This is a genomic window from Pseudomonas jessenii, from assembly GCF_002236115.1.
Taxonomy (GTDB): Bacteria; Pseudomonadota; Gammaproteobacteria; order Pseudomonadales; family Pseudomonadaceae; genus Aquipseudomonas; species Aquipseudomonas jessenii.
Genome location: NZ_NIWT01000009.1, coordinates 253,180 through 274,969, shown reverse-complemented (window position 1 = coordinate 274,969; position 21,790 = coordinate 253,180). Strand labels below are relative to the sequence as shown.

Annotated in this window: 15 protein-coding genes; 8 read left to right on the top strand and 7 right to left on the bottom strand. The window is 61.9% G+C overall.

Annotated features, from left to right (window positions below):
* From PSJE_RS28020 to PSJE_RS28010, 3 genes are all read left to right on the top strand, one after another.
* A complete protein-coding gene (locus PSJE_RS28020; RefSeq protein WP_090456375.1) occupies window positions 1-1,338 on the top strand; it encodes a DUF1329 domain-containing protein in 1,338 nt (445 codons plus the stop codon).
* A gap of 155 nt (window positions 1,339-1,493) precedes the next feature.
* On the top strand, window positions 1,494-2,843 hold the full coding sequence (locus tag PSJE_RS28015) for a DUF1254 domain-containing protein (protein ID WP_090456373.1): 1,350 nt from the start codon (window positions 1,494-1,496) through the stop codon (window positions 2,841-2,843).
* Entirely contained in the window at window positions 2,840-4,225 is a 1,386-nt protein-coding gene (locus PSJE_RS28010; protein WP_090456371.1) for a DUF1254 domain-containing protein, read from the top strand. The genes PSJE_RS28015 and PSJE_RS28010 overlap by 4 nt, the downstream gene beginning before the upstream one ends.
* A gap of 679 nt (window positions 4,226-4,904) precedes the next feature.
* On the opposite strand, the gene PSJE_RS28005 is transcribed toward PSJE_RS28010, so the two are convergent.
* Complete coding sequence (locus PSJE_RS28005; protein ID WP_090456370.1) at window positions 4,905-6,878, bottom strand: alkyl/aryl-sulfatase; 1,974 nt, start codon at window positions 6,876-6,878, stop codon at window positions 4,905-4,907.
* Between the two features lie 137 nt (window positions 6,879-7,015).
* Here PSJE_RS28005 and PSJE_RS28000 point away from each other — a divergent pair, with 137 nt between their 5' ends.
* The 4 genes from PSJE_RS28000 to PSJE_RS27985 all read left to right on the top strand — a co-directional run bounded on the left by PSJE_RS28000 (window position 7,016) and on the right by PSJE_RS27985 (window position 11,931).
* Entirely contained in the window at window positions 7,016-7,684 is a 669-nt protein-coding gene (locus tag PSJE_RS28000) for an ABC transporter ATP-binding protein (RefSeq protein WP_090456368.1), read from the top strand.
* A 1-nt stretch (window position 7,685) separates the two neighbouring features.
* On the top strand, window positions 7,686-10,157 hold the full coding sequence (locus tag PSJE_RS27995; protein ID WP_090456367.1) for an ABC transporter permease: 2,472 nt from the start codon (window positions 7,686-7,688) through the stop codon (window positions 10,155-10,157).
* Complete coding sequence (locus tag PSJE_RS27990) at window positions 10,147-11,220, top strand: lipocalin-like domain-containing protein (protein ID WP_090456366.1); 1,074 nt, start codon at window positions 10,147-10,149, stop codon at window positions 11,218-11,220. The genes PSJE_RS27995 and PSJE_RS27990 overlap by 11 nt, the downstream gene beginning before the upstream one ends.
* Before the next feature lie 132 nt (window positions 11,221-11,352).
* Window positions 11,353-11,931, top strand: coding sequence for a hypothetical protein (locus tag PSJE_RS27985; protein ID WP_090456364.1), 579 nt, complete (start codon window positions 11,353-11,355; stop codon window positions 11,929-11,931).
* Between the two features lie 362 nt (window positions 11,932-12,293).
* Here PSJE_RS27985 and hglS read toward each other — a convergent pair whose 3' ends face one another.
* From hglS to PSJE_RS27970, 3 genes are all read right to left on the bottom strand, one after another.
* A complete protein-coding gene (hglS, locus tag PSJE_RS27980; RefSeq protein ID WP_090456362.1) occupies window positions 12,294-13,688 on the bottom strand; it encodes a 2-oxoadipate dioxygenase/decarboxylase HglS in 1,395 nt (464 codons plus the stop codon).
* 375 nt (window positions 13,689-14,063) lie between these two features.
* Complete coding sequence (locus PSJE_RS27975) at window positions 14,064-15,020, bottom strand: alpha/beta fold hydrolase (RefSeq protein ID WP_090456361.1); 957 nt, start codon at window positions 15,018-15,020, stop codon at window positions 14,064-14,066.
* A 22-nt stretch (window positions 15,021-15,042) separates the two neighbouring features.
* A complete protein-coding gene (locus PSJE_RS27970; RefSeq protein ID WP_090456359.1) occupies window positions 15,043-16,497 on the bottom strand; it encodes a flavin-containing monooxygenase in 1,455 nt (484 codons plus the stop codon).
* Window positions 16,498-16,695: 198 nt separating this feature from the next.
* Here PSJE_RS27970 and PSJE_RS27965 point away from each other — a divergent pair, with 198 nt between their 5' ends.
* Window positions 16,696-17,769, top strand: coding sequence for a diguanylate cyclase (locus PSJE_RS27965; RefSeq protein ID WP_090456357.1), 1,074 nt, complete (start codon window positions 16,696-16,698; stop codon window positions 17,767-17,769).
* A gap of 866 nt (window positions 17,770-18,635) precedes the next feature.
* Here the strand turns inward: PSJE_RS27965 and PSJE_RS27960 are convergent.
* From PSJE_RS27960 to PSJE_RS27950, 3 genes are all read right to left on the bottom strand, one after another.
* Window positions 18,636-19,505: an isocitrate lyase/PEP mutase family protein gene (locus tag PSJE_RS27960; protein WP_046043248.1), complete on the bottom strand. Its 870-nt coding sequence runs from the start codon at window positions 19,503-19,505 to the stop codon at window positions 18,636-18,638.
* 142 nt (window positions 19,506-19,647) lie between these two features.
* Complete coding sequence (gene astA, locus PSJE_RS27955) at window positions 19,648-20,682, bottom strand: arginine N-succinyltransferase (RefSeq protein ID WP_090456355.1); 1,035 nt, start codon at window positions 20,680-20,682, stop codon at window positions 19,648-19,650.
* A gap of 49 nt (window positions 20,683-20,731) precedes the next feature.
* A complete protein-coding gene (locus tag PSJE_RS27950) occupies window positions 20,732-21,748 on the bottom strand; it encodes an arginine N-succinyltransferase (RefSeq protein ID WP_090456354.1) in 1,017 nt (338 codons plus the stop codon).
* Window positions 21,749-21,790 lie beyond the last annotated feature (42 nt).

Here is a 21,790-nt window from a genome sequence, read left to right as displayed (position 1 = left end):
ATGCGTATGCAATTGTGCGTGCTGGCCCTGGCCTGCACCGTCGGCCTGGCCCAGGCCAAAGGCACCGATTCGGCGGCACTGGGCAAGACCCTGACCCCCATGGGCTCGGAAATGGCGGCCAATGCCGACGGTAGCATTCCGGCCTGGACCGGTGGTCTGGCGAGCAACGCCGGCACCGTCGACAGTAAGGGCGGCTACAGCGATCCGTATGCCGCCGAGAAGCCGTTGTTCACCGTCACAGCGCAGAACCTGACGCAATACCAGAAGTTTCTCAGCCCCGGGCAAATCGCGTTGTTCAAGCGTTTTCCCGACACCTACAAGATGAACATCTACCCGAGCCATCGCAGCGCCAACCTGCCCAAGGAGGTACTGGCGGTCAGTCGTGAGAACGTCGCCAAGACCAGCATGGCCGACGGCGGCAACGGCTTGCACGACTATGCCAGGGGCATTCCGTTTCCGTTGCCCACCGAAGGCCTGGAGGTGATGTGGAACCACATGACCCGTTATCGCGGCGGCAGTTACGAGCGCATCAGCAGCGCCGCGCTGGTGCGTGAAAATGGCGCCACCAGCTACGTGCGCAACCAGTCCTTGATCAACTTTGCCGACACCGTGGGCGGGCTGGAACCGGGCTCGAACATCCTGTTCATGTTCAAGAGCCGGGTGCTGGAACCGGCGCGTCTGTCCGGTGAGGCGGTGCTCGTGCACGAGCCGATTGACCAGGTCGCCGAGCCGCGTTCGGCCTGGCAGTACCTGCCGGGGCAACGTCGCGTGCGCCGTGCGCCGATGATCGCCTACGACAACAGCGCCCGTTACAGCAACGGCCTGATCACCGCCGACAACATCGATGGCTACAACGGCGCGCCGGACCGTTTCGACTGGAAACTGGTGGGCAAGCAAGAGCTGTTCATCCCTTACAACAGCTACAAGATCGGCAGCCGCGACCTCAAGTACGACGCCGTGATCAAGCCCAACCACGTCAATCAGGACCTGGCCCGCTACGAGAAGCACCGCGTGTGGGTGGTCGAAGCGACCCTCAAGCCCGGTGCCCGGCACATCTACGCCAAACGTCGCTTCTATGTGGACGAAGACAGCTGGCAGATCGCCCAGTCGGACCAGTACGACAGTCGCGGTGAACTGTGGCGCAGCGGTGAACTGCACGCGATCCAGCAGTACGACCACGGCTTCACCTACAACGTGCTGGAAACCTCCTATGACCTGATCTCCGGACGCTACTACGCCGGTGGCCTGGCCAACGAAGAGACCGAGCCGATGCGCGTGGGCTTCGCCGCCAAGACCGACGACTACACCCCGTCGGACCTCCGGCGTTGGGCCAAATAAACCGGGAGGCACCGTAAATCTCTTGTGGGAGTGAGCTTGCTCGCGATGGCGGCGTGTCAGACGACATCAATGTTGGGTGTTCCGGCTTCATCGCGAGCAAGCTCGCTCCCACAGGGATCAGTGTGTGTTGATATTTATCTACCAGGAAATCTGCCATGCGCTACTGGATATCCGCTCTGGCCCTGGGCGCGAGCCTGGGTACTGTTCACGCCGCAACCCTCGACCAACAGCAAGCCAAAGACCTGGCGCAGGAGGCCTACGTGTTCGCCTACGCCACCGTCGAACACGACAAAGTGCTCAGCGCCATCGCCGCGAAACTGCCGTTCAACCGTCTCTACAGCGAACCGCGCCTGCTCGGCCCGCAAGACAACAAAGTGGTGTCGCCCAACAACGACACTTTCTATTCCCGTGCCTTGCTGGACTTGCGCAGCGAACCCGTGGTGCTCGACGTACCGGCCGTGCAAGGTCGCTACTACAGTTTCCAGCTGGTGGACATGCGCACCGACAACCTCGACTACATCGGCACTCGCGCCACGGGTGACAAGGCGGGGCGCTACCTGATTGTCGGGCCGGACTGGAAGGGGCCCGCGCCATCGGGGTTCAGCGCGGTGATTCGCTCACCGAGCCGGCTGGTCTTCCTGTTGGGACGGACCGAGGTCAAGGGCGAAGCGGATCAGAAAGACGCCGCGCAAGTGCTGAGGGGCTACGCCTTGCAACCGCTGTCCAAAGTCAATGGCAGCGCGCCCCCTGAACCCCTGGCACCGCTGCAACTGCCAGCGTACACGGACACCAGGCACGGGCCGGCGCAGGTGTTGTTCAGCACCTTCAACGCGCTGGCCCCCTTGCATCAATGGACCGCCAGCGAACAAAAGAAACTGGCCCGTTTCGCCGCCATTGGGGTCAAGCCGGGGGCCGGATTCCAGGCCCCGGCGGACTTGAACGAAGCCGTCGCACAGGGCGCCGAAGCCGGTCGCGAACAGGTCCGTGCAGCCTCCAGCCAACTATCGGTGGAACAGCAGGGCTGGTTGCCGTCGCCGCCCAACGTCGGCAAGTTCGGTGACGATGACCTGACCCGTGCCGCAGTCGCCTGGCGCTACATCTACGCTAACGATGCGGTGGAAGCGCTGTACCCGATGGCGTTGCACGATGCAAAGGGGCAGGAGCTCAATGGTCAACACGCCTATCGCCTGCATTTTCCCGCCGGGCAATTGCCGCCGGTGAATGCGTTCTGGTCGCTGACCCTGTATGACGGCAAAACCCAGTTGCTGGTGGCCAATCCGATCCAGCGTTACGCCCTGGGCGACCGCAGCCCTGGTCTACAATACGATGCCGACGGCGGCTTGACCCTGATCCTGCAAGCCGATGCGCCCAAGGCTACGCCGCAGGGCAACTGGCTGCCGACGCCGCAAGGTCCGTTCAACCTGCTGTTGCGCCTGTACCTGCCCAAGGGCGGGGCATTGGACGGGAGTTATCAGTTGCCGACGATTGCGAGGATCGAATCATGAACCTGATTTTCAGTCGCCGCCGGTTGCTGGGCGGCATGGGGGTATTGGGAGCAAGTCTGATGTTTCCACGCCGGCTGCTGGCCGGTGATTCCGATGACCCTCGGCAGATTGCCAAAGAGGCGTGGATTTACGCGTACCCCATGCTCATGCATTACCAGACCATGGAAAAACAGGCGCTCAACCCGGCCGCGCCGGAGTACGTCGGCGGCTTCAACCGCTTTCGTCATTACAGCGAGTTGTTTACCCCGAACAACCGCGACATCGTCACGCCGAACAACGACACGCCGTACTCCTGGGCGTGGCTTGACCTGCGCAGCGAGCCGCAGGTGTTGAGCGTGCCGGCCGTGGCTGACGACCGCTATTACGTGCTTCAACTGGTCGACCAGTACACCCACAACTTTGCCTATGTCGGCGTGCTCAGCACCGGTCGCGATGCGGGGAATTACCTGATCGCCGGACCCCACTGGCAAGGCCCGACACCGGATGGCGTCAAGGCTGTGCTGCGCAGTGAAACCGAAATCGTCATGGTGCTTGGTAGAACGGGCCTGAAAAACGCCGGGGACCTGCCGGCGGTGCGTGCCTTGCAGCAGCAATACGGTTTGCGTTCGTTGCATGAATACATCGGCAGTGCGCCGCCTGTGGCTGCGCCAGCCATTGACTGGCACCCCTGGGACAGCAAGACCGGGTTGGGGCTGGAGTTTATTCCGGCGCTGAACCAGATCCTCAGCCTGTGCCCCACGCAACCGTCCGAACAAGCCTTGCGCGCGCGCTTTGCACGGATTGGCATCGTGCCCGGCCAGGGTTTCGACCCGGCGACGTTGCCGCCAGCAACGGGCCAGGCACTGCTCGCCGGGATTCAAGACGCCCAGGCGCAACTGCAAACCGCAGTGAGCCAGGTACGCACCACCCTCGGGCTGTTCGGCACTCGCGAAGCGCTGAACGGCAATTATCTCAACCGCGCTGTCGCGGCGAATGTCGGCATCTACGGCAACAGCGTGGAAGAGGCCTTCTACACCGGCACTCGTCTGGATAATCAGGGGCAACCCTTGCAGGGTGGGCGAAGCTATCGCCTGCGTTTCGCAGCGGGTCAATTGCCGCCGGCCAGCGAGTTCTGGTCGCTGACGCTGTATGACTTGCCGGACCGGCAACTGGTGGCCAACCCGATCAATCGCTACTGCCTGAGCAGCCGGGATCAGTTGCAAGAAGATGCGGACGGCGGGTTGACGTTGATCCTGCAGAACGTCGCTCCGCCGGAGCAGAGCAACTGGTTGCCGACGCCTGCAAGCGGAGCGTTCACCCTGGTCCTGCGCCTGTATGGACCTGGGCAGCAGGTGGTCAATCAACGCTGGAAAATGCCGTTGGTTGAAGTGGTGTCTGCCTGAACCGCATCGCGAGCAAGCTCGCTCCCACAGAGGATCTGTGTCGTTCACAAATGCTGTGAACAACCCGGTCCCCAGTGGGAGCGAGCTTGCTCGCGATGGCGGCGTGGCAGGCAGCATGGATTTTTGAGGGTGTACATATCCGTTGCTGCGGTCACGGCCACCTATGGTTCCGCTCTTACAGCGGGTCACTTGGAAAAGCCCCAAGTAACCAAGGGCTCTTGCCCCTGACATTCGGTGCCTCGCCTAGGCTCGGCATGCCCTCGCTCCGGTCCTGCTCCGTGGGCCCGCCGCCATCGGCCATCCATGGCCGGCGGCGGCTAACCCGGCATCCATGCCGGGTTGCCCACTACGCAGAACCTCCACTCGGCCTCATGAGGGGGCGTGTACCGCAAAAGCGCCCGAGGCGGCCTACCGGCCGGCCTGTTTGTTGGATTCGTTTGTCTGTGATGTATCTGTTCGAATGGCAGGCCGCCATCGCGAGCAAGCCTCACAGGATAAATGCAGTACCTGTGGGAGCGGGCTTGCCCGCGAAGGGGCCGCATGATTCGACATCATCATTGACTGAAACACCGCTTTCGCGGGCAAGCCCGCTCCCACACTGAATCTGTCTCGTCCACAGATCCAGTGTAGGAGCGAGCCTGCTCGCGATGAAGGCGACGCGGTTTCCCGCGTCATCCGGTCAAGGCGTGACGATATTGAACTGCGGCGCAAACGTATCGAGGCTGCTCATCAACTCCCCAAGCTTCTTGCCATTGCCTTGCAACTTGATCAGACCTTTCTGGATTGCCGTCGGAATATCCAGCTGCTTGAGGCTGATCTGTTCCAAGGTGGCCTTGCTCATGGTCACGCTGGCATCCGCCTGAGCATTGAGCCCTGCACGGTGGGTCAGCACGCCATTGCGCAGGGTCAGGTTGAAGTCCTTGCTCAGGTCATCGAAGGTCCAGTTCAGGGTCAGGTCATGGCCTACGGCCTTTTCACTGTCCAGGCGCACCGCCAGGAAGTCGAAGAACATCTGCGGGCTCATCGCCCGCACCATGTCCACCGATACCGAAGTGCCCGCATGGGGTGGCACGCCGTTGCGCAGTTCCATGGCACCGGTCAGGTACATGTTGCGCCAGGTGGCGTTTTCACTTTGATAGCCCATTTGCTCCAACGCCTGGGCCTGGGCTTTGCGGGCGTCACCGTTGTCCGGGTTGGCGAACAGCACCTGATTGCCCAGTTGCGCGGCCCAGCGGTATTCACCCTTGGCCATCGCCGCCTGCATTTTCTCAAGCACTGCCGTTTCGCCGCCCATGGCCTCGACCGAACGCTTGGCCGTTTCTACCGGCGGCAGCGGATTGAGGTTGGCCGGGTTACCGTCATAGAAACCCATGTAGCGCTGATACACCGCCCGGGTGTTGAAACTCAGTGAGCCGTAGTAGCCACGGGTGTACCACTTCTGGTCGAGGTTGCCGGGCAGTTTCTTGATCGAATCGGCGATTTCCAGCGGCGTCAGGCCCTGGTTCAGCAGGTGCAGGGTGCGGTCATTGAGGAAGGCGTACATGTCGCGCTGGTCGGCGAGGAAGGTGCGGATGCGTTCGCCACCCCAGGTCGGCCAGTTGTGCTGGGCGAACAACACGTCGCTCTTGTCGCCGTAACGCGCCAGGCTGGCGTCGAGGTACTCGGCCCAGGCCTTGGCGTCACGCACTTGCGCGCCGCGGGGGGTAAGGATGTTGTGCATCATTTGCGTGGCGTTTTCCGCCATGCACAAGGCGCGCAATTGCGGCAGGTACAGGTTCATCTCTGCCGGCGCCTCGGTGCCCGGGGTCAACTGGAACTCTACCTCGAGACCGGCGATGGTGTGGGTTTGCAGTTCCTTGTCGATCAGGTCGGTGGGCGGGATCAGGGTGACAGTGCCGCCGCTCGGTGTGCTCTTGCCCAGGCCGGCGTCGACCTGGCCTTTTTCGCCACGGGGCAGCAGGCTGCCGAACTGGAACTGTGCGCGGCGGCTCATGGCATTGCCGGCGTAGACGTTCTCGCTCATCACGTGTTCCATGAACCCGGTGGGGGCGAACACCTTGACCTTGGCGGCCTTGACGTCGGCTTCGTCGATGACCCCGCGCACGCCACCGAAGTGGTCGACGTGGGTGTGGCTGTAGATCACCGCCACCACCGGTTTGCGCGGACGGTTCTGGTAGTACAGGTCCAGTGCCGCCTTGGCGGTTTCGGCCATGGTCAGCGGGTCGATGATGATCAGCCCGTCGTCGCCTTCGATGATGGTCATGTTGGCCAGGTCGAGGCCGCGCACCTGATACAGCCGTGGGCTGACTTCGAACAATCCGGCATGGGCGCTGAGTTGGGCCAGGCGCCAGAGGCTCGGGTTGACCGACTCCGGGGCCTGGTCTTTGGCGAGGAAGTTATAGGCCTGGATATCCCAGATGACCTTGCCCGAGGCGTCCTTGACCTGGCCCTTGAACGGCGCGATCAGACCCTTGGTGACCGACTCGTAGTCGGTGCGGTCGGTGAAGGGCAGTTGTTGCAGCACGGCGGCGTTACTGGCCGTGGTTTGCGGGCTGGCTGCGACCGGTTCATCGGCGGCGACCACCGATTGCGCAAGGCAGGCAGTGATCAGGCAAGCGAGCAGCCCACGAGGGCTCAAGGTGAAACGAGGCATGGCGTCTCCGTTTTTTATCGTTATGGTTAGACCAGCTTCGAGGGTAGGGCGGGGCGCGGGCGGGGCGATCATCAGCAACGGACAAAAAACATTCAGGACCGCTATCCTTGAGCCACGCCTATCCAGCAGGTTGACCCATGCTTGAAGTCCATGGTGTTTTCAAAAGCTACGCCACACCGCAGGGGCCGCTGCCGGTGCTGCAAGGCGTCGACCTGACGCTCAGGCCCGGCAGCAGCCTGGCGCTGATGGGCGAGTCTGGCAGTGGCAAAAGCACCTTGCTGCACCTGATCGCCGGGCTGGACAAGGTCGATCGCGGCAGCATCCGCAGTGGCGCGCATCGCCTGGAACAGATGAATGAAGGGCAACTGGCGAACTGGCGCCGTACGGAAATCGGCCTGGTGTTCCAGCAGTTCAACCTGATCGGCAGCCTGCGGGTCGAAGACAACCTGGCGATTCAGGCGCGGCTGGCGGGGCGTCATGACCCACGCTGGCAGGCGCACCTGGTGCGACGCCTGGGCCTGGGCGAGCTGCTGCGGCGCTATCCCGAGCAACTGTCCGGCGGCCAGCAGCAACGGGTCGCGCTGGGCCGGGCGCTGGCGTCGCGTCCGCCATTGTTGCTGGCCGACGAGCCCACCGGCAGCCTCGATGAAACCACCGGTGCCGAGGTGTTGCAGTTGCTGCTGGAATTGCTCGACGACAGTCCCACCAGCCTGTTGATGGTCACCCACAGTCCCGGCGTCGCGGCACGGCTGGCGGAAAAAGCCCTGCTGTGCGGCGGTCGCCTGGCCGCTGCGGGCGAGCGCTGACATGCGCATCTTTGGCGAAACCCTGCGCGCACTGCTCAGCCACTGGCGGCAGCATCCGGTGCAGTTTTTCAGTGTGCTGACCGGGTTGTGGCTGGCCACCAGTCTGTTGACCGGCGTCCAGGCACTCAACAGCCAGGCCCGCGACAGCTATGCCCGCGCCAGTCAATTGATCGGTGGCGAACCTCAGGCCAGCCTCGGTGCGCCCGGTGGCGGCACGTTCCCCCAGCAATGGTTTATCGATCTGCGACGCGCGGGGTGGCCGGTGTCACCGGTGCTGCAAGGCCGGGTCACGCTCAAGGGGCACGAAGAGCAGCGCTTGCAGTTGATGGGCATCGAGCCGGTGTCGCTGCCGGCGGGCGCAGCGGTGGCCGGGCAGGCCTTGGCGATTGAACAGGTGGTCGGCTTTTTCAGTCCGCCGGGCAGCACCTGGATATCGTCGCAGACCTTGCAGGCACTGGGTTTGCGCGAGGGTGACCGGCCACTGAACCTGGCGGGCGTGGCCCTGCCGCCGCTGCATGTGCAGGCCGATATGGCGCCCGGCGTGCTGCTGGTGGACATCGGTTTTGCCCAGCAGATTCTGGGGTTGCCGCAGCAACTGTCGCGGCTGCTGTTACCGAAGGATTTCACCGCGCCGTTGCCGGAGCCGTTCAAGGGCCAGTTGCAACTCAAGCGCGCCGGCGAAGAAAACAACCTGAGGCGCCTGACCGAAAGCTTTCACCTGAACCTCGATGCCCTGGGGGTGCTGTCGTTCGTGGTCGGCCTGTTTATCGTGCATGCCGCCATCGGGCTGGCGCTGGAGCAACGGCGAAGCTTGCTCCGAACCCTGCGTGCCTGCGGTGTGAGTGCGCGGATGCTGATGGCCTGTCTTGCCGTCGAATTGGGTGGATTGGCCCTGATCGGTGGTGTGGCCGGGGTTGTCAGCGGCTACCTGCTGGCCGGCGTGCTGTTACCCGATGTCGCTGCCAGCCTGCGTGGCTTGTATGGCGCCGAAGTGGCGGGGCAGTTGAGCCTTGGTCTGTCGTGGTGGTTCAGTGGTATCGGCTTGAGTCTGATCGGCGCGTTGCTGGCCGGGGCCAACAGCCTGCTGCGGGCGGCGCGTCTGCCATTGCTGGCGCTGGCCGATCCGCAGGCCTGGCATCAAGCCCATGCGCGCTGGTTGCGACGCCAGGGTTGGGTGGCGGCCATGGCCGGGATGATCGCGTTGCTGGCGTTGATCCTCGGCGACAGCCTGATCAGTGGCTTCGTATTGATGGCGGCGCTGTTGATCGGTGCCGCGCTGGCCTTGCCGGTGGTGCTCAGCGCGCTGCTCAGTCTCGTTTCGCAGCGCAGTCGCTCGGTGCTCGGCCAGTGGTTTGTTGCCGATTGCCGCCAGCAACTGCCGGCGTTGAGCCTGGCCTTGATGGCGCTGCTGTTGGCCATGGCAGCGAACATCGGTGCCGGCAGCATGACCGCAGGGTTTCGCCAGACCTTCAGCAACTGGCTTGAGCAGCGGCTGACGGCCGAGCTTTACCTCAATCCACAAAACCCGGCCCAGGCTCGGGAGCTGCACAGCTGGCTCAACCAGCAGCCGCAACTGGCGGCCGTGCTGCCCAACTGGCAGGTTTCGATTCAATTGCAGGGCTGGCCGACGGACCTGTCCGGGATCATCGACCATCCGACCTACCGCCAGCACTGGCCACTGCTCGAAGCCTTGGGTGACAACCCTTGGGAGCGACTGGCCAAGGACGATGCGGTGATGCTCAGCGAACAACTGGCCCGGCGCCTGCGAGTGCAACTGGGCGATCACCTGACGCTGCCGACGCCCACCGGCCCGTGGTCGCCACGGATCGTCGGGATCTACGCCGACTACGGCAATCCCAAGGGCCACATTCTGGTGAACATCCGCCACCTGTTGCGCGGTTGGCCGCAACTGACTCCGAACCGCTTCAACCTGCGCATCGAACCGGCGTCGATCCCGGTGTTCGTCGCGGCATTGCAGGCGCGATTTACCCTGGACGACAGCCGCATCGTCGATCAGGCGCGGCTCAAGGGCTGGTCCACGCAAGTCTTCGAGCGCACCTTCGCTGCCACCGCCGCACTCAACAGCCTGACGCTGTGCGTGGCGGGGGTGGCGCTGTTCATCAGCCTGTTGACCCAAAGCCAGAGCCGTCTCGGGCAACTGGCGCCATTGTGGGCGTTGGGCGTGACGCGTCGGCATTTGATGTTGCTCAACCTCGGGCAAACCTGGCTGCTGGCGATATTGACCCTGGTGCTGGCGTTGCCGCTGGGCATCGCCCTGGCGTGGTGCCTGGACGCGGTGATCAACGTGCAGGCCTTTGGCTGGCGACTGCCGTTGCGAGTGTTTCCATTGCAACTGTTGCAATTGATGGGGCTGGCGCTGGTGGCGACGTTACTGGCCTCGGCCTGGCCGTTGTACCGTTTGTACCGCACGCAACCGGCGGACCTGCTGCGGACGTTTGCCCATGAAGATTAAAGTCGGCGTGTTGCTCCTGGCGCTGCTGGCAAGCGGTTGCGATCAACCGGCACCGGTGGAAAAAGGCTTTGCCGGGTTGGGCAATCAGGCCGCTGCGTTCACCCCGGTGGTGCCCGGTCGGGTGTTCAGCTTCCCGGCGGATCACGGCCCGCACGACGGCTTTCGCATCGAATGGTGGTACGTCACGGCCAACCTGAAGGACGATCAAGGGCAGGAGTTCGGTGCGCAATGGACCTTGTTCCGCAGTGCCTTGAAAGCCACCCCCGAGGTGCTGGGTTGGCAGAATCAGACGATCTGGCTCGGCCACGCGGCAGTGACATCGGCGACGGCGCATCACGCGGCCGAACGTTATGCCCGTGGCGGCGTCGGTCAAGCCGGTGTCAGCGTCGCGCCGTTCAACGCCTGGATCGACGACTGGCAATTGAGTAGCCAGGCGACTGCCGACGACCCGTTGGCCGACCTGCAGCTCAGTGCCAGCGACCGGCGTTTCAGCTACCGGCTGCGGTTGACTTCGACAGGTCCGCTGGTGCTTCAGGGGGACCGGGGCTTCAGCCAGAAATCCGAACAGGGTCAGGCCTCTAATTACTACAGCCAGCCGTTTTTCCAGGCCAGCGGCACCCTGGACATCGACGGCAAGTCCTTTCAGGTCAGTGGCCCGGCCTGGCTCGACCGGGAATGGAGCAGCCAGCCCCTGACGAGCAACCAGACCGGTTGGGACTGGCTCTCCCTGCATCTGGACAGCGGCGAGCAGGTGATGCTGTATCGCATGCGGCAAAAGGACGGCGAGCCTTACCTCACCGGCACCTGGATCGACGCCCGGGGCCAGACACAATTGCTGCACGCCCGCGACATCAGCCTCACGCCGCAAGACACCGCCCGGGTTGCCGGGCGTGAGATGCCCATTCGCTGGTCGATCAAAATCCCTGCCAGACACCTCGATATAACCATTGCCGCGCTCAATCCCCAGGCCTGGATGGACTTGCGCATTCCGTACTGGGAAGGCCCGGTTCGCCTCAGTGGCAGCCATGCAGGGCAAGGCTATCTGGAAATGACCGGGTACTAGGCGCTCGTGTCAGGAAAATCACCGCTGCGGCGCGACCACTCGCTGAACAGCGTCTATGCTCACTCGCACACATGGCGTTGAGCCCGGTTTCAACGCCGTCTGTTGCCATCTATCACAGGGAATGTTCTGCCTATGAAACGCCACGCACTGAGCAAAGCCATCACCCTCGCAACCTTGCTGTCTGTCGCCAGTTTTGGCGCGGTTGCCGCCGAACTCCCGTTGTCCGAAGTTGTGGTGGTTGACCAGGTCACCACCAAAGTCGTTTCGGTAGATACCGCGAACCATTCCGTGGTCCTTAAAGGCCCGCAGGGTAATGAGTTCCCTGTGCAGTTGACCGACAAGGCGAAAAACCTCGACAACCTCAAGGCTGGCGATACGGTCGACATCAGGGTTACCAGCGCCGTTGCAGCCTTCCTCGACACCGATGTCGACAAAGGCCTGCCCGGCACCGCCGAAGCCACCGGCGAAATGCGCACAGCGCCAGGTAGCCCCAACCCCGGCGGCGAAGCTTACCGTCAGGTGAAAGTGCAGCTGAAAATCACCAGCATTGACCTGAAGAAAAACCAGGTGACCTTCGAAAACCCGGAAGGCAAGTCCAAGACCGTCGACGTCAAACGACCTGAAGTCCAGGCCAAACTCAAGGACTTGAAAGTCGGACAAAGCGTCAACGTGGTTTATACCGACATATTGACGGTGACCAGCAAGCACTAATATTGAGTATTGGCGTTATACGGGCCGATTGTTTTTGTGCAAGTTTTGTATAGGAATAATCAGCTCGTAGTGGTCGAACTGGTGAGTTTGAGATGCCGTGTTGCATAGTATTTAAATCGACATCTTGTTAAACATTGTGTCGATAAATTTCATTTTTGCGTACGGACATATTAATCCGCTTCTACTAAAATACGTTCCGTTCGCCCAGTGTCAGGGCTCTTTACCAGTGCATGGATTGCCGAGGCCATTGCACTGGGCGAACACTTTATTTGCTGTATAGAACGTTTCGGATATAAAAAAAACGGGCGACCTGTAGGTCGCCCGTTTTTATTGAGTTGTGACAAATCATTCAATCATGTTTTTTATTGACTTGACGCAACATCGGCCAACGCGGCGAAACACTGTTCGATCGAACGCCGCTGGCTCTCGGCGTACAGTTCCAGCTCATCGATCGTCGAACGCCCCAGAGCCTGTTCGAACGCTTGCTGGTTGGCATGGGCGCCGTAACGGGTTTGCGCCGCGTCCCCCAGGTTTGACTGAAAAATCCCCGCCGCGCTGACGGGCAGGAAGTCTTCGTACACCAAGGGTTCTACCCGCAGGTAACCGTCGCTGAGCAAGTCTTCCAGGGGCGCGTTTTTCAGGTCGCCCGCCGCCAGGCCCTTTTCCGTCACGAAGTAGCGGAAGTAAGCCAGGCCCTGTTGGCGCATGCCTTCCCAGGTGTCAGGGAACTCGCTGAAATGCTGCGCCATCAGGGCGTTATAGCGCGCAGCGTTGGCTTCGTTGGGGAAATCCTTGAGTTCGTCCCGCGCGGCATTGAGCAAACGGTCGTAGAGTGCGCGGCCTTTGGGCGTGAGGGCGGCACCGCGCTGTTCGATCTCGCCGAACCGGGCACTGTGGCTGCCGCGAGCCTCGCTTTGATCGGTGAAGGCAATCGGCTCGTCCAGGGCCTTGAAGCTGGTCTGGCGCAGCAGGATCGGGCACTGGCGGCGAGGCGGGCCTTCGATCACCGCTTTGGGGGTGATGCCATGGGCCGGCATCTGCGCCTGGACGATGTCGATGTCCAGGGTCCGTGGTGTCAGGTGGTTGATGTGCGGGCCCTTGAACGCCACCACGTCGGCGATCAGACGATGCTGGGCGCTGAGCTGTTGATACTGTTCGGCGGTGACGGTGGCGCTGTGGTGCCAGCGAAACGTTTCCAGCGCCTGCTCGACGAAGTCCAGGGCTTGCTGCTCGGTCAGGCCACCCTGGGATTCGGCGCGCTCGATAAGCGTGAGGGCCGTGGGGGTGAAGATCGAACGCTGGTCGAGCATCGACTGGGCGAACGCTCGCAGCTCCAGGTCTTCGATCAATTCCAGGCGCAACAGCGACGTGAATACCCGGAACGGGCTGACCTGCAACGACGCTTCATGCACCGCGCGAAACGCCGTGGAATGCACCGGCACGCCGGCCGGTGTCAGGTCGTAGTAACCCACCGGTTGCATGCCCATCACCGCGAACAGGCGGGCGAGGGTCGCCAGTTCATCGGCCGTACCGACGCGGATCGCCCCATGACGTTCCAGGTCCAGGCGTTCGATTTCGCCGGTGCTGGTGAGCTGCCGCAGGATTTGCGTATCGTTGTCCAGCACGTGACGGTTAGTCTGTTCCACCAGTTCCATCAACGCGCCGTACAACGGCACTTCCTCGCGGTACATGTCGGACATCGCTTTGGAGAAGCGTTGGCGGATCAGGTCAGGGCTGACGAAGTTCGGGTGGTTCATGAACAGGATTCCTGGCGCGGTGACGTAAAGGATGGACGAAAGATCGCAGCCTTCAGCGACGCCGACAAACGAAGTTTCTGACGAACTTCATTCTGCTAAGGACTGCTAGGGGGCGTTCTCAATTAGTTTCCCTACCGCGCCGGGTCTGCTGTTGTGCAGGGCAAGGCGCGAGAAGCGCAGTTTGGTCATTCCAAATCAGCTTCGAGCAACACAGCCCTGCACAACAGCAGACCCGGCCCTTCGGGTTGTGCCTTAAAGCTGGCCATGCTGCGTTGCAGGCCTTGGAAAGGGAACAACCATTCCCCGCGGCCTACGCCTTGCCTGGCCAGCTTTAAGGCGACAACGCGGTGGGGAAACTAATTGAGAACGCCCCCCCTAATGCAGTCGTTGATCCTGTGGGCTCTCCGAGCGCAGCGATGCCAAAAACTCGCGATACAGGCGTGCCGAACCGTATGGCGCTTCCACCATGGGCATGTGCCCGATGGCGTCCCAGATATGCACGCGCAGGTCGGCGATGCCCTTGCTCCAGACCGCCACGCTGCTGACGTCGATCAGCCGGTCCTTGCGCCCCCACAGCAACAGCGCCGGAGCGGTGATGTCGGGCAGGTGCGGTTCCATCGGCGGGCTGGCACGGAATTCGCGGAAGATTTCCTCCAGTTCTTCGCGGGACTGTTCATAGCGCTGGGCGACGGCATCGAGCACCAGCTTCGGTACCCAGGGTGGCGAAGCCATGGTCATGGCGTAGAAACGCCGGAATTCTTCGCGCGAATGAATCAGAAACGGGTTGTGGCCCTTGGCCAAATGCCGCTCAAGGTCACTGGGCTCGGGGGCGGTGACCCCGGCCGGGTCGACCAGGGCCACGGACACAATGCGTTCCGGGTAAGTGGCCGCGAGCCACGCCGCCATGTAGCCGCCCATGGAGTTGCCGATGACATGGACTTTCTCCACCCCGCAAACGTCCAGCAGCTGGATCATGCGTTTGGCCTGCAGCGGGATGTCGTAGCCGCCGCCCGCCTTGAAGCCGGTTTCGCCATGGCCGGCGATGTCCGGGATGATCACCCGATGGCTGCCGACAAAGTGCCGGGCGAAACGCAGCCAGAGGTTTTTGTCGGCGCTGAAGCCATGGAGCATCAGCACACTGCTGGTGGCCTCGTACGGCCCGCCTTGCCAGGTCGAGACGGTCATTTCGGGGATGGGCACGACGATCTTGTGCAGCCGGTACAACTTGGCCTCGGCCGCCATGCTCAAGTCATAGAGCCAGTAGCCGATGGCCGGGTAGGTCAGCCAGCTCCAGGCAACGAACACTGCGAGAACGACGAACAACAAAAGCATCACGCGTCTCCCTTCTATCTGCTCAGGACAAAATGTGATCGGCGGGTTTCAGCGCTCGGGTCAAGCGATGAAAGCTGAAGCTGAACCCCGGAAACATGGCAATCACATGACCGCTCTTGCTTTGATACCAACTGTGGCAACCACCGGATTTCCACACGGTGCGTTCCATTTCCCGGTGGATCATTTCAGTGTAGGTACGTTCCGCCTCATGGCGAACTTCGATGCTGCGTAAACCTTGAGTCTTCAAGGTGCGAATGCAATCGAGGATGTAATTCATCTGGGATTCGATGATGAACAGCGCCGAGGTGTGGCCAATCCCGGTGTTCGGTCCGGTGACGATGAACAGGTTGGGAAAGTCGGGCAGGGCGGTGCCGAGGTAGGCCCGTGGGTACTGCGCCCAGACTTCCTTGAGACGGGTGCCTTTTTTGCCCGTTACCGGGTAGGAAATCACCCCGTCGGTGGCATCGTAGCCAGTGGACCAGACGATCAGGTCCAGGTCGATGTGCTGGCCGTCCAGTGTCACGATACCGGTCTCGTCGATGGACGCGATGCCTTGCTCGCGGCTGTGCAGCGTCACGTTGTCGCGCGCCAGTGCCGGGTACAGCGTGCTGGACAGAATCACCCGTTTGCAGCCGATGGTGTAGTCCGGCGTCAGTTGGCGCCGCAGTTCGGCATCCGGCACCTGGCGTTTGAGAAAACGCAGGGCCTGGCGCTGGACCATGTGCACCGCCGGTTTCGAATACTTGAAGGCAATCACCCGGGTTTCGAATTGCCAGTAGATCCCCCAGCGCAGCAGCTTGTAGGCCGGCTTGAACCCCAGCAGCCAGCGCTGGAAACGGCCAAAGCTGCGGTCAGCCCGGGGCAGGACCCAGTGGGGCGTGCGCTGGAATACATGCAAGTGCCCGACGTCCGGGGCGATGGCCGGAATGACCTGGGCCGCACTGGCGCCGCTGCCGACGATGGCCACGCGTTTTTGCCGGTAGTCGTAGTGATGATCCCAGTTGTTGGTGTGAAACGCTTTACCTTGAAAACGCTCCTGTCCGTCGAAGCGCGGAACAACCGGTTGACTCAGCGGCCCGGTCGCGTTGATCAGGAACTGTGCGCAAAACGTGCCTTTGCCGGTGGTGTACACCGTCCAGCGTTTGTGGGCGTCGTCCCATTCGACGCGCTCGACATTGGCGCCCAGTTCCACTTTGTCCCGCAGGCCGAAGTGCTCCACCACGTGGCGGGTGTAGCGGTGCAGTTCGGCCTGTTCGGCGAACATTTGCGTCCAGCGATACGGAGCAAAAGACAGGGAGTACAGCGGCGAGGGCACGTCGACTGCCGCGCCGGGGTAGGTGTTCTGGCACCAGGTGCCGCCGAAGAAATCACGCCGCTCCAGCAGGCGAAAATCGTCGATGTCGGCCTTGAGCAAATTGATTGCTGCACATTGGCCGCCAAACCCGCTGCCGATGATCAATACTTGAAAGGTCTGCATGGGCCTCCTCTTATGGTCATTGATCAACCCCTTCTTTCATGTATAGCCGTTAATGGGGTGAGGCTTTTGCTTTTATGTGAGCCTGATGTCGCGATTTTCAGCCCGTTAGTCGGTGATGGCTATTTAATGCCACCCTGATAGACTCCAGCGCATAGGCACAGGCTGTAATCGCATTCCGTGGAGTGGCAAAGAGGTCCTATGGCAAAAGCGGGAGGAAAGGGATCTTCATTGGCCAGGAGGCTCTATACATCGCGGATCCTGGGGTTGGCCCTGGGGCTGGTGTGCGTGAGCGCGGCAATGTATCCACTCGATCCTGCACCTTGGGTCTGGGGCTTCATGTGGTTCAATGGCCTGGTCTGGCCGCACCTGGCTTACCAATGGGCGCGCCGGGCCAAGACGCCCTATCATGCCGAACACCGCAATCTGCTGATCGATGCCTTTCTCGGCGGCTTCTGGATTGCCGCGATGCAATTCAATCCACTGCCCAGCGCGACCACCATTTCCATGATGGCCATGAACAACGTGGCCATAGGCGGCTCGCGCTTTCTACTGGCCGGGACAGCCTCGCAAATCCTGGGCGTGGGCGTTGGCATGCTGATTTTCGCCCCGGCGTTCATTCCTGCCACCAGTGCGGTGCAGCTCTATGCCTGTTTGCCGTTGCTGTGCCTGTATCCGCTGGCGCTGGGCTGGATCTGCTTCCGCCAGGCCCATACTCTGGGCTGTCAGAAGCGTGAACTGCTGGCACTGAGCCGCACCGACAGCCTGACAGGCCTGCTGAACCATGGCACCTGGAAGGACCAACTGGAGATCGAGTTCCAGCGTTGCAACAGCCAGCAAAAAGGCGGAGCGATCGCCCTGATCGACATCGACCATTTCAAAGCCATCAACGACACCTACGGCCATGTTGCCGGCGACATCGTCTTGCGTCAGTTGAGCAAAATGCTCAAGCAGAACCTGCGAGCGACCGATGTGGCAGGGCGCTACGGCGGCGACGAGTTCTGCGTGATCCTTCCGGACCTGCCCCTGAACCGCGCCGCTGCCATCATGGATGCCCTGCGCGCTCGCTTCGCCATCTTGGGCTACGAGCAGAACCCGGCGCTGAAAGTCAGCCTGAGCATTGGCCTGGCGTCATTCAACCCGGCCCATGCCGACGCGATGCTTTGGCTCAATGATGCCGATCATGCGTTGTACGAAGCCAAGACCACCGGGCGTAATCGGGTGATCTGCTGCGGTAACGGGAAACCCCATCGCGAACTGCTCGACTCGGTGTGACCCTTCACCGCAAAACCTGTGGGAGCGAGCTTGCTCGCGATGGCGGCGTGTCAGGCGGCAGGGATGTTGGCTTTGACGGCCTCATCGCGAGCAAGCTCGCTCCCACAGGGATTCCGGGTGAATACAAGATTTGTGTTCAACAGAAATCCACTGTGGGAGCGAGCCTGCTCGCGATGGCGGCGTGTCAGGCGGCAGGGATGTTGGCTGTGATGGCCTCATCGCGAGCAAGCTCGCTCCCACGGGGATTCCGGGTGAATACAAGATTTGTGCTCAACAGAAATCCACTGTGGGAGCGAGCCTGCTCGCGATGGCGGCGGGTCAGGCGGCAGGGATGCTGGCTGTGACGGCCTCATCGCGAGCAAGCTCGCTCCCACAGGGATTCCGGGTGAATACAAGATTTGTGTTCAACAGAAATCCACTGTGGGAGCGAGCTTGCTGGCGATGGCGGCGTGTCAGGCGGCAGGGATGTTGGCTGTGATGGCCTCATCGCGAGCAAGCTCGCTCCCACGGGATTCCGGGTGAATACAAGATTTGTGTTCAACAGAAATCCACTGTGGGAGCGAGCCTGCTCGCGATGGCGGCGTGTCAGGCGGCAGGGATGTTGGCTGTGATGGCTTTATCGCGAGCAGGCTCGCTCCCACGGGGATTCCGGGTGAATACAAGATTTGTGTTCAACAGAAATCCACTGTGGGAGCGAGCTTGCTCGCGATGGCGGCGTGTCAGGCGGCAGGGATGTTGGCTGTGATGGCTTTATCGCGAGCAAGCTCGCTCCCACGGGGATTCCGGGTGAATTCAAGATTTGTGTTCAACAGAAATCCACTGTGGGAGCGAGCTTGCTCGCGATGGCGGCGGGTCGGTTTAAACCGTCATTCCTTCACGCTCATGAACTCCTCCGCGAAACGAATGTATTCCTCGGGTTGCGTATAGGTGTGCGTCAGCTCGGTGGCGCTCAGGTCCGACGTCTGGGTGAGGATCTGGCGTTGTTCGCGCAGGCTGTCGTAGGTCGCCTTGATCGCGGCGAAGTACGCGCCATGGCCGTCGATGGTCACGCGCACACCCAGTTCGGCCAGGCGTTTGTCATCGCGCAGCAGCGGGTTGCCATAGGTCACCAGCATCAGCGGCACGCTCAGGTGCTCGGCGATCTGCTCCAGATGGTCGAAGTCCTTGATGCCCACCATGCAGATCCCGTCGGCGCCGGCGCTCTGGTATTGCCGGGTGCGGCTGATGATTTCCTGCACCGGCAGAATCCCGGCATGGGTGCGGGCGATGATTGCCATTTCCGAATCGCAGCGGGCTTCGAGCGCCGCGCGGATCTTGCCGACGCCTTCGGCGACCGTGATCAGGTCGGTGGATTTACGGCCGAACTGCGCGGGCAGCAGGGTGTCTTCGATGGTCAGCGCAGCCACGCCCGCACGTTCGAGTTCGACGATGGTGCGCATGACGTTGAGCGCGTTGCCGTAGCCGTGGTCGGCGTCGGCAATCACCGGCAATTGGGCGACACGGCCGATGCGGGTGGCCTGTTCAGCGAATTCGCTGAGGGTGATCAGGGCAAAGTCAGGGGCGCCAAGCACTTGCAGCGATGCGACCGAGCCCCCGAGGATCCCGACTTCGAAGCCCAGGTCGGCGGCGATGCGGGCCGACATCGGGTCGAAAACCGAGGCCGTGTGGTAGCAGGTGTTGGAGGCGAACAGTTGGCGAAAATTGCGGCGCAAATCTTGATGGGAAAGCCTGGACATATGAGTTCCACCAATGGAATGGAAGGGCTTGAGCAAAAGTGTCAACGCCGAAGGAATAAAAGGCTATCACGCGCGCAAGGGGAGAATGATGACGAATTTGCTGGGTCAGTCCGATTGACATCGCCGCGATGGAACTGATAGATCACGCCGCCACGGCCTGTTGCCGTTGGTCAAGCAGCGGCACGGCGCGCACCGAGTCTCCGGGTTGCAGTTGCAAGCGCTTGGCGGTCAGGCGATCAACCACCAGGCTGTTGCCCACCTGTCGGGCCGGGGCGCAGGTAATGCGACAGTTTTCCCGGCGGCGGTTGTGAATCAGCCAGAGGGGCGCTTTATCGTCCGGCGAGCCGATGGCCAGTGACAGCGGTCGGCTGTCGCGCACGGTGCGGATCCCGGAAACCGGGGCTTCGATGACCGGCCCGCCGTCGAAGATATCGATGTAACCCTGGTGGGCAAAGCCTTCGGCGCTGAGGATTTTCAGGGCCGGCTCGGTATTGGGGTGGGCCTTGCCGATCACCGCCTGGGCCTGTTCGGTGAGCAGGCAGGTGTACAGCGGCTGGCGCGGCATCAGTTCGGCGATGAACGATTTGTTGCCCAGCCCGGACAAGTGATCGGCGTGGCTGAAATCCATCTTGAAAAAGTGCCGGCCGAGGCTGTCCCAGAACGGCGAGCCGCCTCGTTCGTCGGCACTGCCGCGTAATTCGGCGATGAGCCGGTTGCCGAACAGCTGGGTAAACTCGGCCACGAACAACAAACGCCCGAGGGAAAGCAAACGGCCGTTGCTGCCCTGGCGCTGATCGGGGCGCAGGTACAACGAGCAGACTTCCGATTGCCCGGTCAATTCATTGCTCAGGAACAGGGTCTGGATCTGGCGCTGGATACCCAGGTCCGCCGAAGCGCTGACCGTCAGTCCGACCCGGTAGTTGTACCAGGGCTCGCGCAGACCGACGCCCCCCGTCAGGGCGCTGACGCCCACCACTTGCTGCTCGTCATCCTCGAGCACGAACAGGTAATCGGCATCGGCCCGGTCGACCTGTCCGGCGAAGGTGCGTTGAGCCCAGCGAATCCGGTAGGCCAGGCGTTCTTCATCGGCCGGCAGGCTGGTAAGCCCCGGAATGGCCTGCCGCACCAGCGTGAACAAGGCGGGCAGGTCGGTGATCTGGACCGGACGGACAATCATGGGGCGGTTCCTTGTGCGCGGGTGCTCGGGCGTTGAATCTGGCGGGTGTTCACAGGGCCACCAGCCTGACGGGGCTGCCCTCGGTCACCTTCAGCGCCGTGCAGATGGCTGCATCAAGGGTCACGGGTTGTCCGGGGATGTAATCAAGATCGGCGACGATGGCTCGGTAATCCTTCAAGGACTCGTTGCTCACCAGAAAGCTGCCGCGGGTGTCGATCACCGGGCCAGGCTGCGTTATGCCGCACTGGCTGTGGGCGATGGAGCGAATACCCGAGGTGCGCGCATAGAGCGTCGGGCCTCCATCGAACAGATCGATGTAACTGTTGGTTTCGAAGCCTTCCCGTTCGAGGATATCGAAGGCTTCCTGGCCATCGGGGTGGATGCTGCCGATGCAGTCCTGTGCCGCCTGGGGCAGCATGGGCACGTAGATCGGATACTGCGGCATCAGTTCGGCGAGAAAGGTGCGGCTCTGCAGACCGCAAAGCCGTTCGGCCTCGACGTAGGGCAAGTCGAAGAAATGCTTGCCCACGGCGTCCCAAAATGGCGAGTGGCCTTCATCACTGCTGTAGCCGACGATCTCAGTGATCACCGTTTCGGAAAAACGCCGGGCGTGGGCGGCGATGAACAACAGGCGCGCCCGCGACAGCAGTTCGGAATGCGCGCTGCGCACTCGCGCGGCATCGATATGGAAGCCCCGCAGCAAGGTGTGGCCACTGAGGTCGTGACACAACGACAAGGCTGGTACACCGTGCTCGATGTTCAGTTCCCGCGAGGCACTGGTGAAGTGCCGGTTGCGCAGGCTGTAGAACGGCTCGTTGTAACCCGCCGTGGCGAGGATTTCCGAGCAGCCGGCCAGGTGCCGTGTCGTCAGGTCTTCGAGTACAAAGAAATAGTTTTCCGGGCCATGAGCCTGCACGTCCTTTTCGAACGAGGCACAGGAATCGAGGATTTTTCCGCGCAACCGTTCGCTTTCGTCGGGCAGGGACGTGACGCCCACGAGGCTTTCACGGGCCAGCCTCTGCAACTGGGGCAGGTCGGCCAACTCGACTGGACGCAAGACCAGCATGGAGACACTCCTGTATCAAACGATTCGGCGGCTTGAGCCGAA

Coding starts and splice junctions, on each gene's coding strand:
- PSJE_RS28020 (WP_090456375.1), top strand. CDS start 1: ATGCGTATGCAATTGTGCGTGCTGGCCCTGGCCTGCACCGTCGGCCTG.
- PSJE_RS28015 (WP_090456373.1), top strand. CDS start 1,494: ATGCGCTACTGGATATCCGCTCTGGCCCTGGGCGCGAGCCTGGGTACT.
- PSJE_RS28010 (WP_090456371.1), top strand. CDS start 2,840: ATGAACCTGATTTTCAGTCGCCGCCGGTTGCTGGGCGGCATGGGGGTA.
- PSJE_RS28005 (WP_090456370.1), bottom strand. CDS start 6,878: ATGCCTCGTTTCACCTTGAGCCCTCGTGGGCTGCTCGCTTGCCTGATC.
- PSJE_RS28000 (WP_090456368.1), top strand. CDS start 7,016: ATGCTTGAAGTCCATGGTGTTTTCAAAAGCTACGCCACACCGCAGGGG.
- PSJE_RS27995 (WP_090456367.1), top strand. CDS start 7,686: ATGCGCATCTTTGGCGAAACCCTGCGCGCACTGCTCAGCCACTGGCGG.
- PSJE_RS27990 (WP_090456366.1), top strand. CDS start 10,147: ATGAAGATTAAAGTCGGCGTGTTGCTCCTGGCGCTGCTGGCAAGCGGT.
- PSJE_RS27985 (WP_090456364.1), top strand. CDS start 11,353: ATGAAACGCCACGCACTGAGCAAAGCCATCACCCTCGCAACCTTGCTG.
- hglS (WP_090456362.1), bottom strand. CDS start 13,688: ATGAACCACCCGAACTTCGTCAGCCCTGACCTGATCCGCCAACGCTTC.
- PSJE_RS27975 (WP_090456361.1), bottom strand. CDS start 15,020: ATGCTTTTGTTGTTCGTCGTTCTCGCAGTGTTCGTTGCCTGGAGCTGG.
- PSJE_RS27970 (WP_090456359.1), bottom strand. CDS start 16,497: ATGCAGACCTTTCAAGTATTGATCATCGGCAGCGGGTTTGGCGGCCAA.
- PSJE_RS27965 (WP_090456357.1), top strand. CDS start 16,696: ATGGCAAAAGCGGGAGGAAAGGGATCTTCATTGGCCAGGAGGCTCTAT.
- PSJE_RS27960 (WP_046043248.1), bottom strand. CDS start 19,505: ATGTCCAGGCTTTCCCATCAAGATTTGCGCCGCAATTTTCGCCAACTG.
- astA (WP_090456355.1), bottom strand. CDS start 20,682: ATGATTGTCCGTCCGGTCCAGATCACCGACCTGCCCGCCTTGTTCACG.
- PSJE_RS27950 (WP_090456354.1), bottom strand. CDS start 21,748: ATGCTGGTCTTGCGTCCAGTCGAGTTGGCCGACCTGCCCCAGTTGCAG.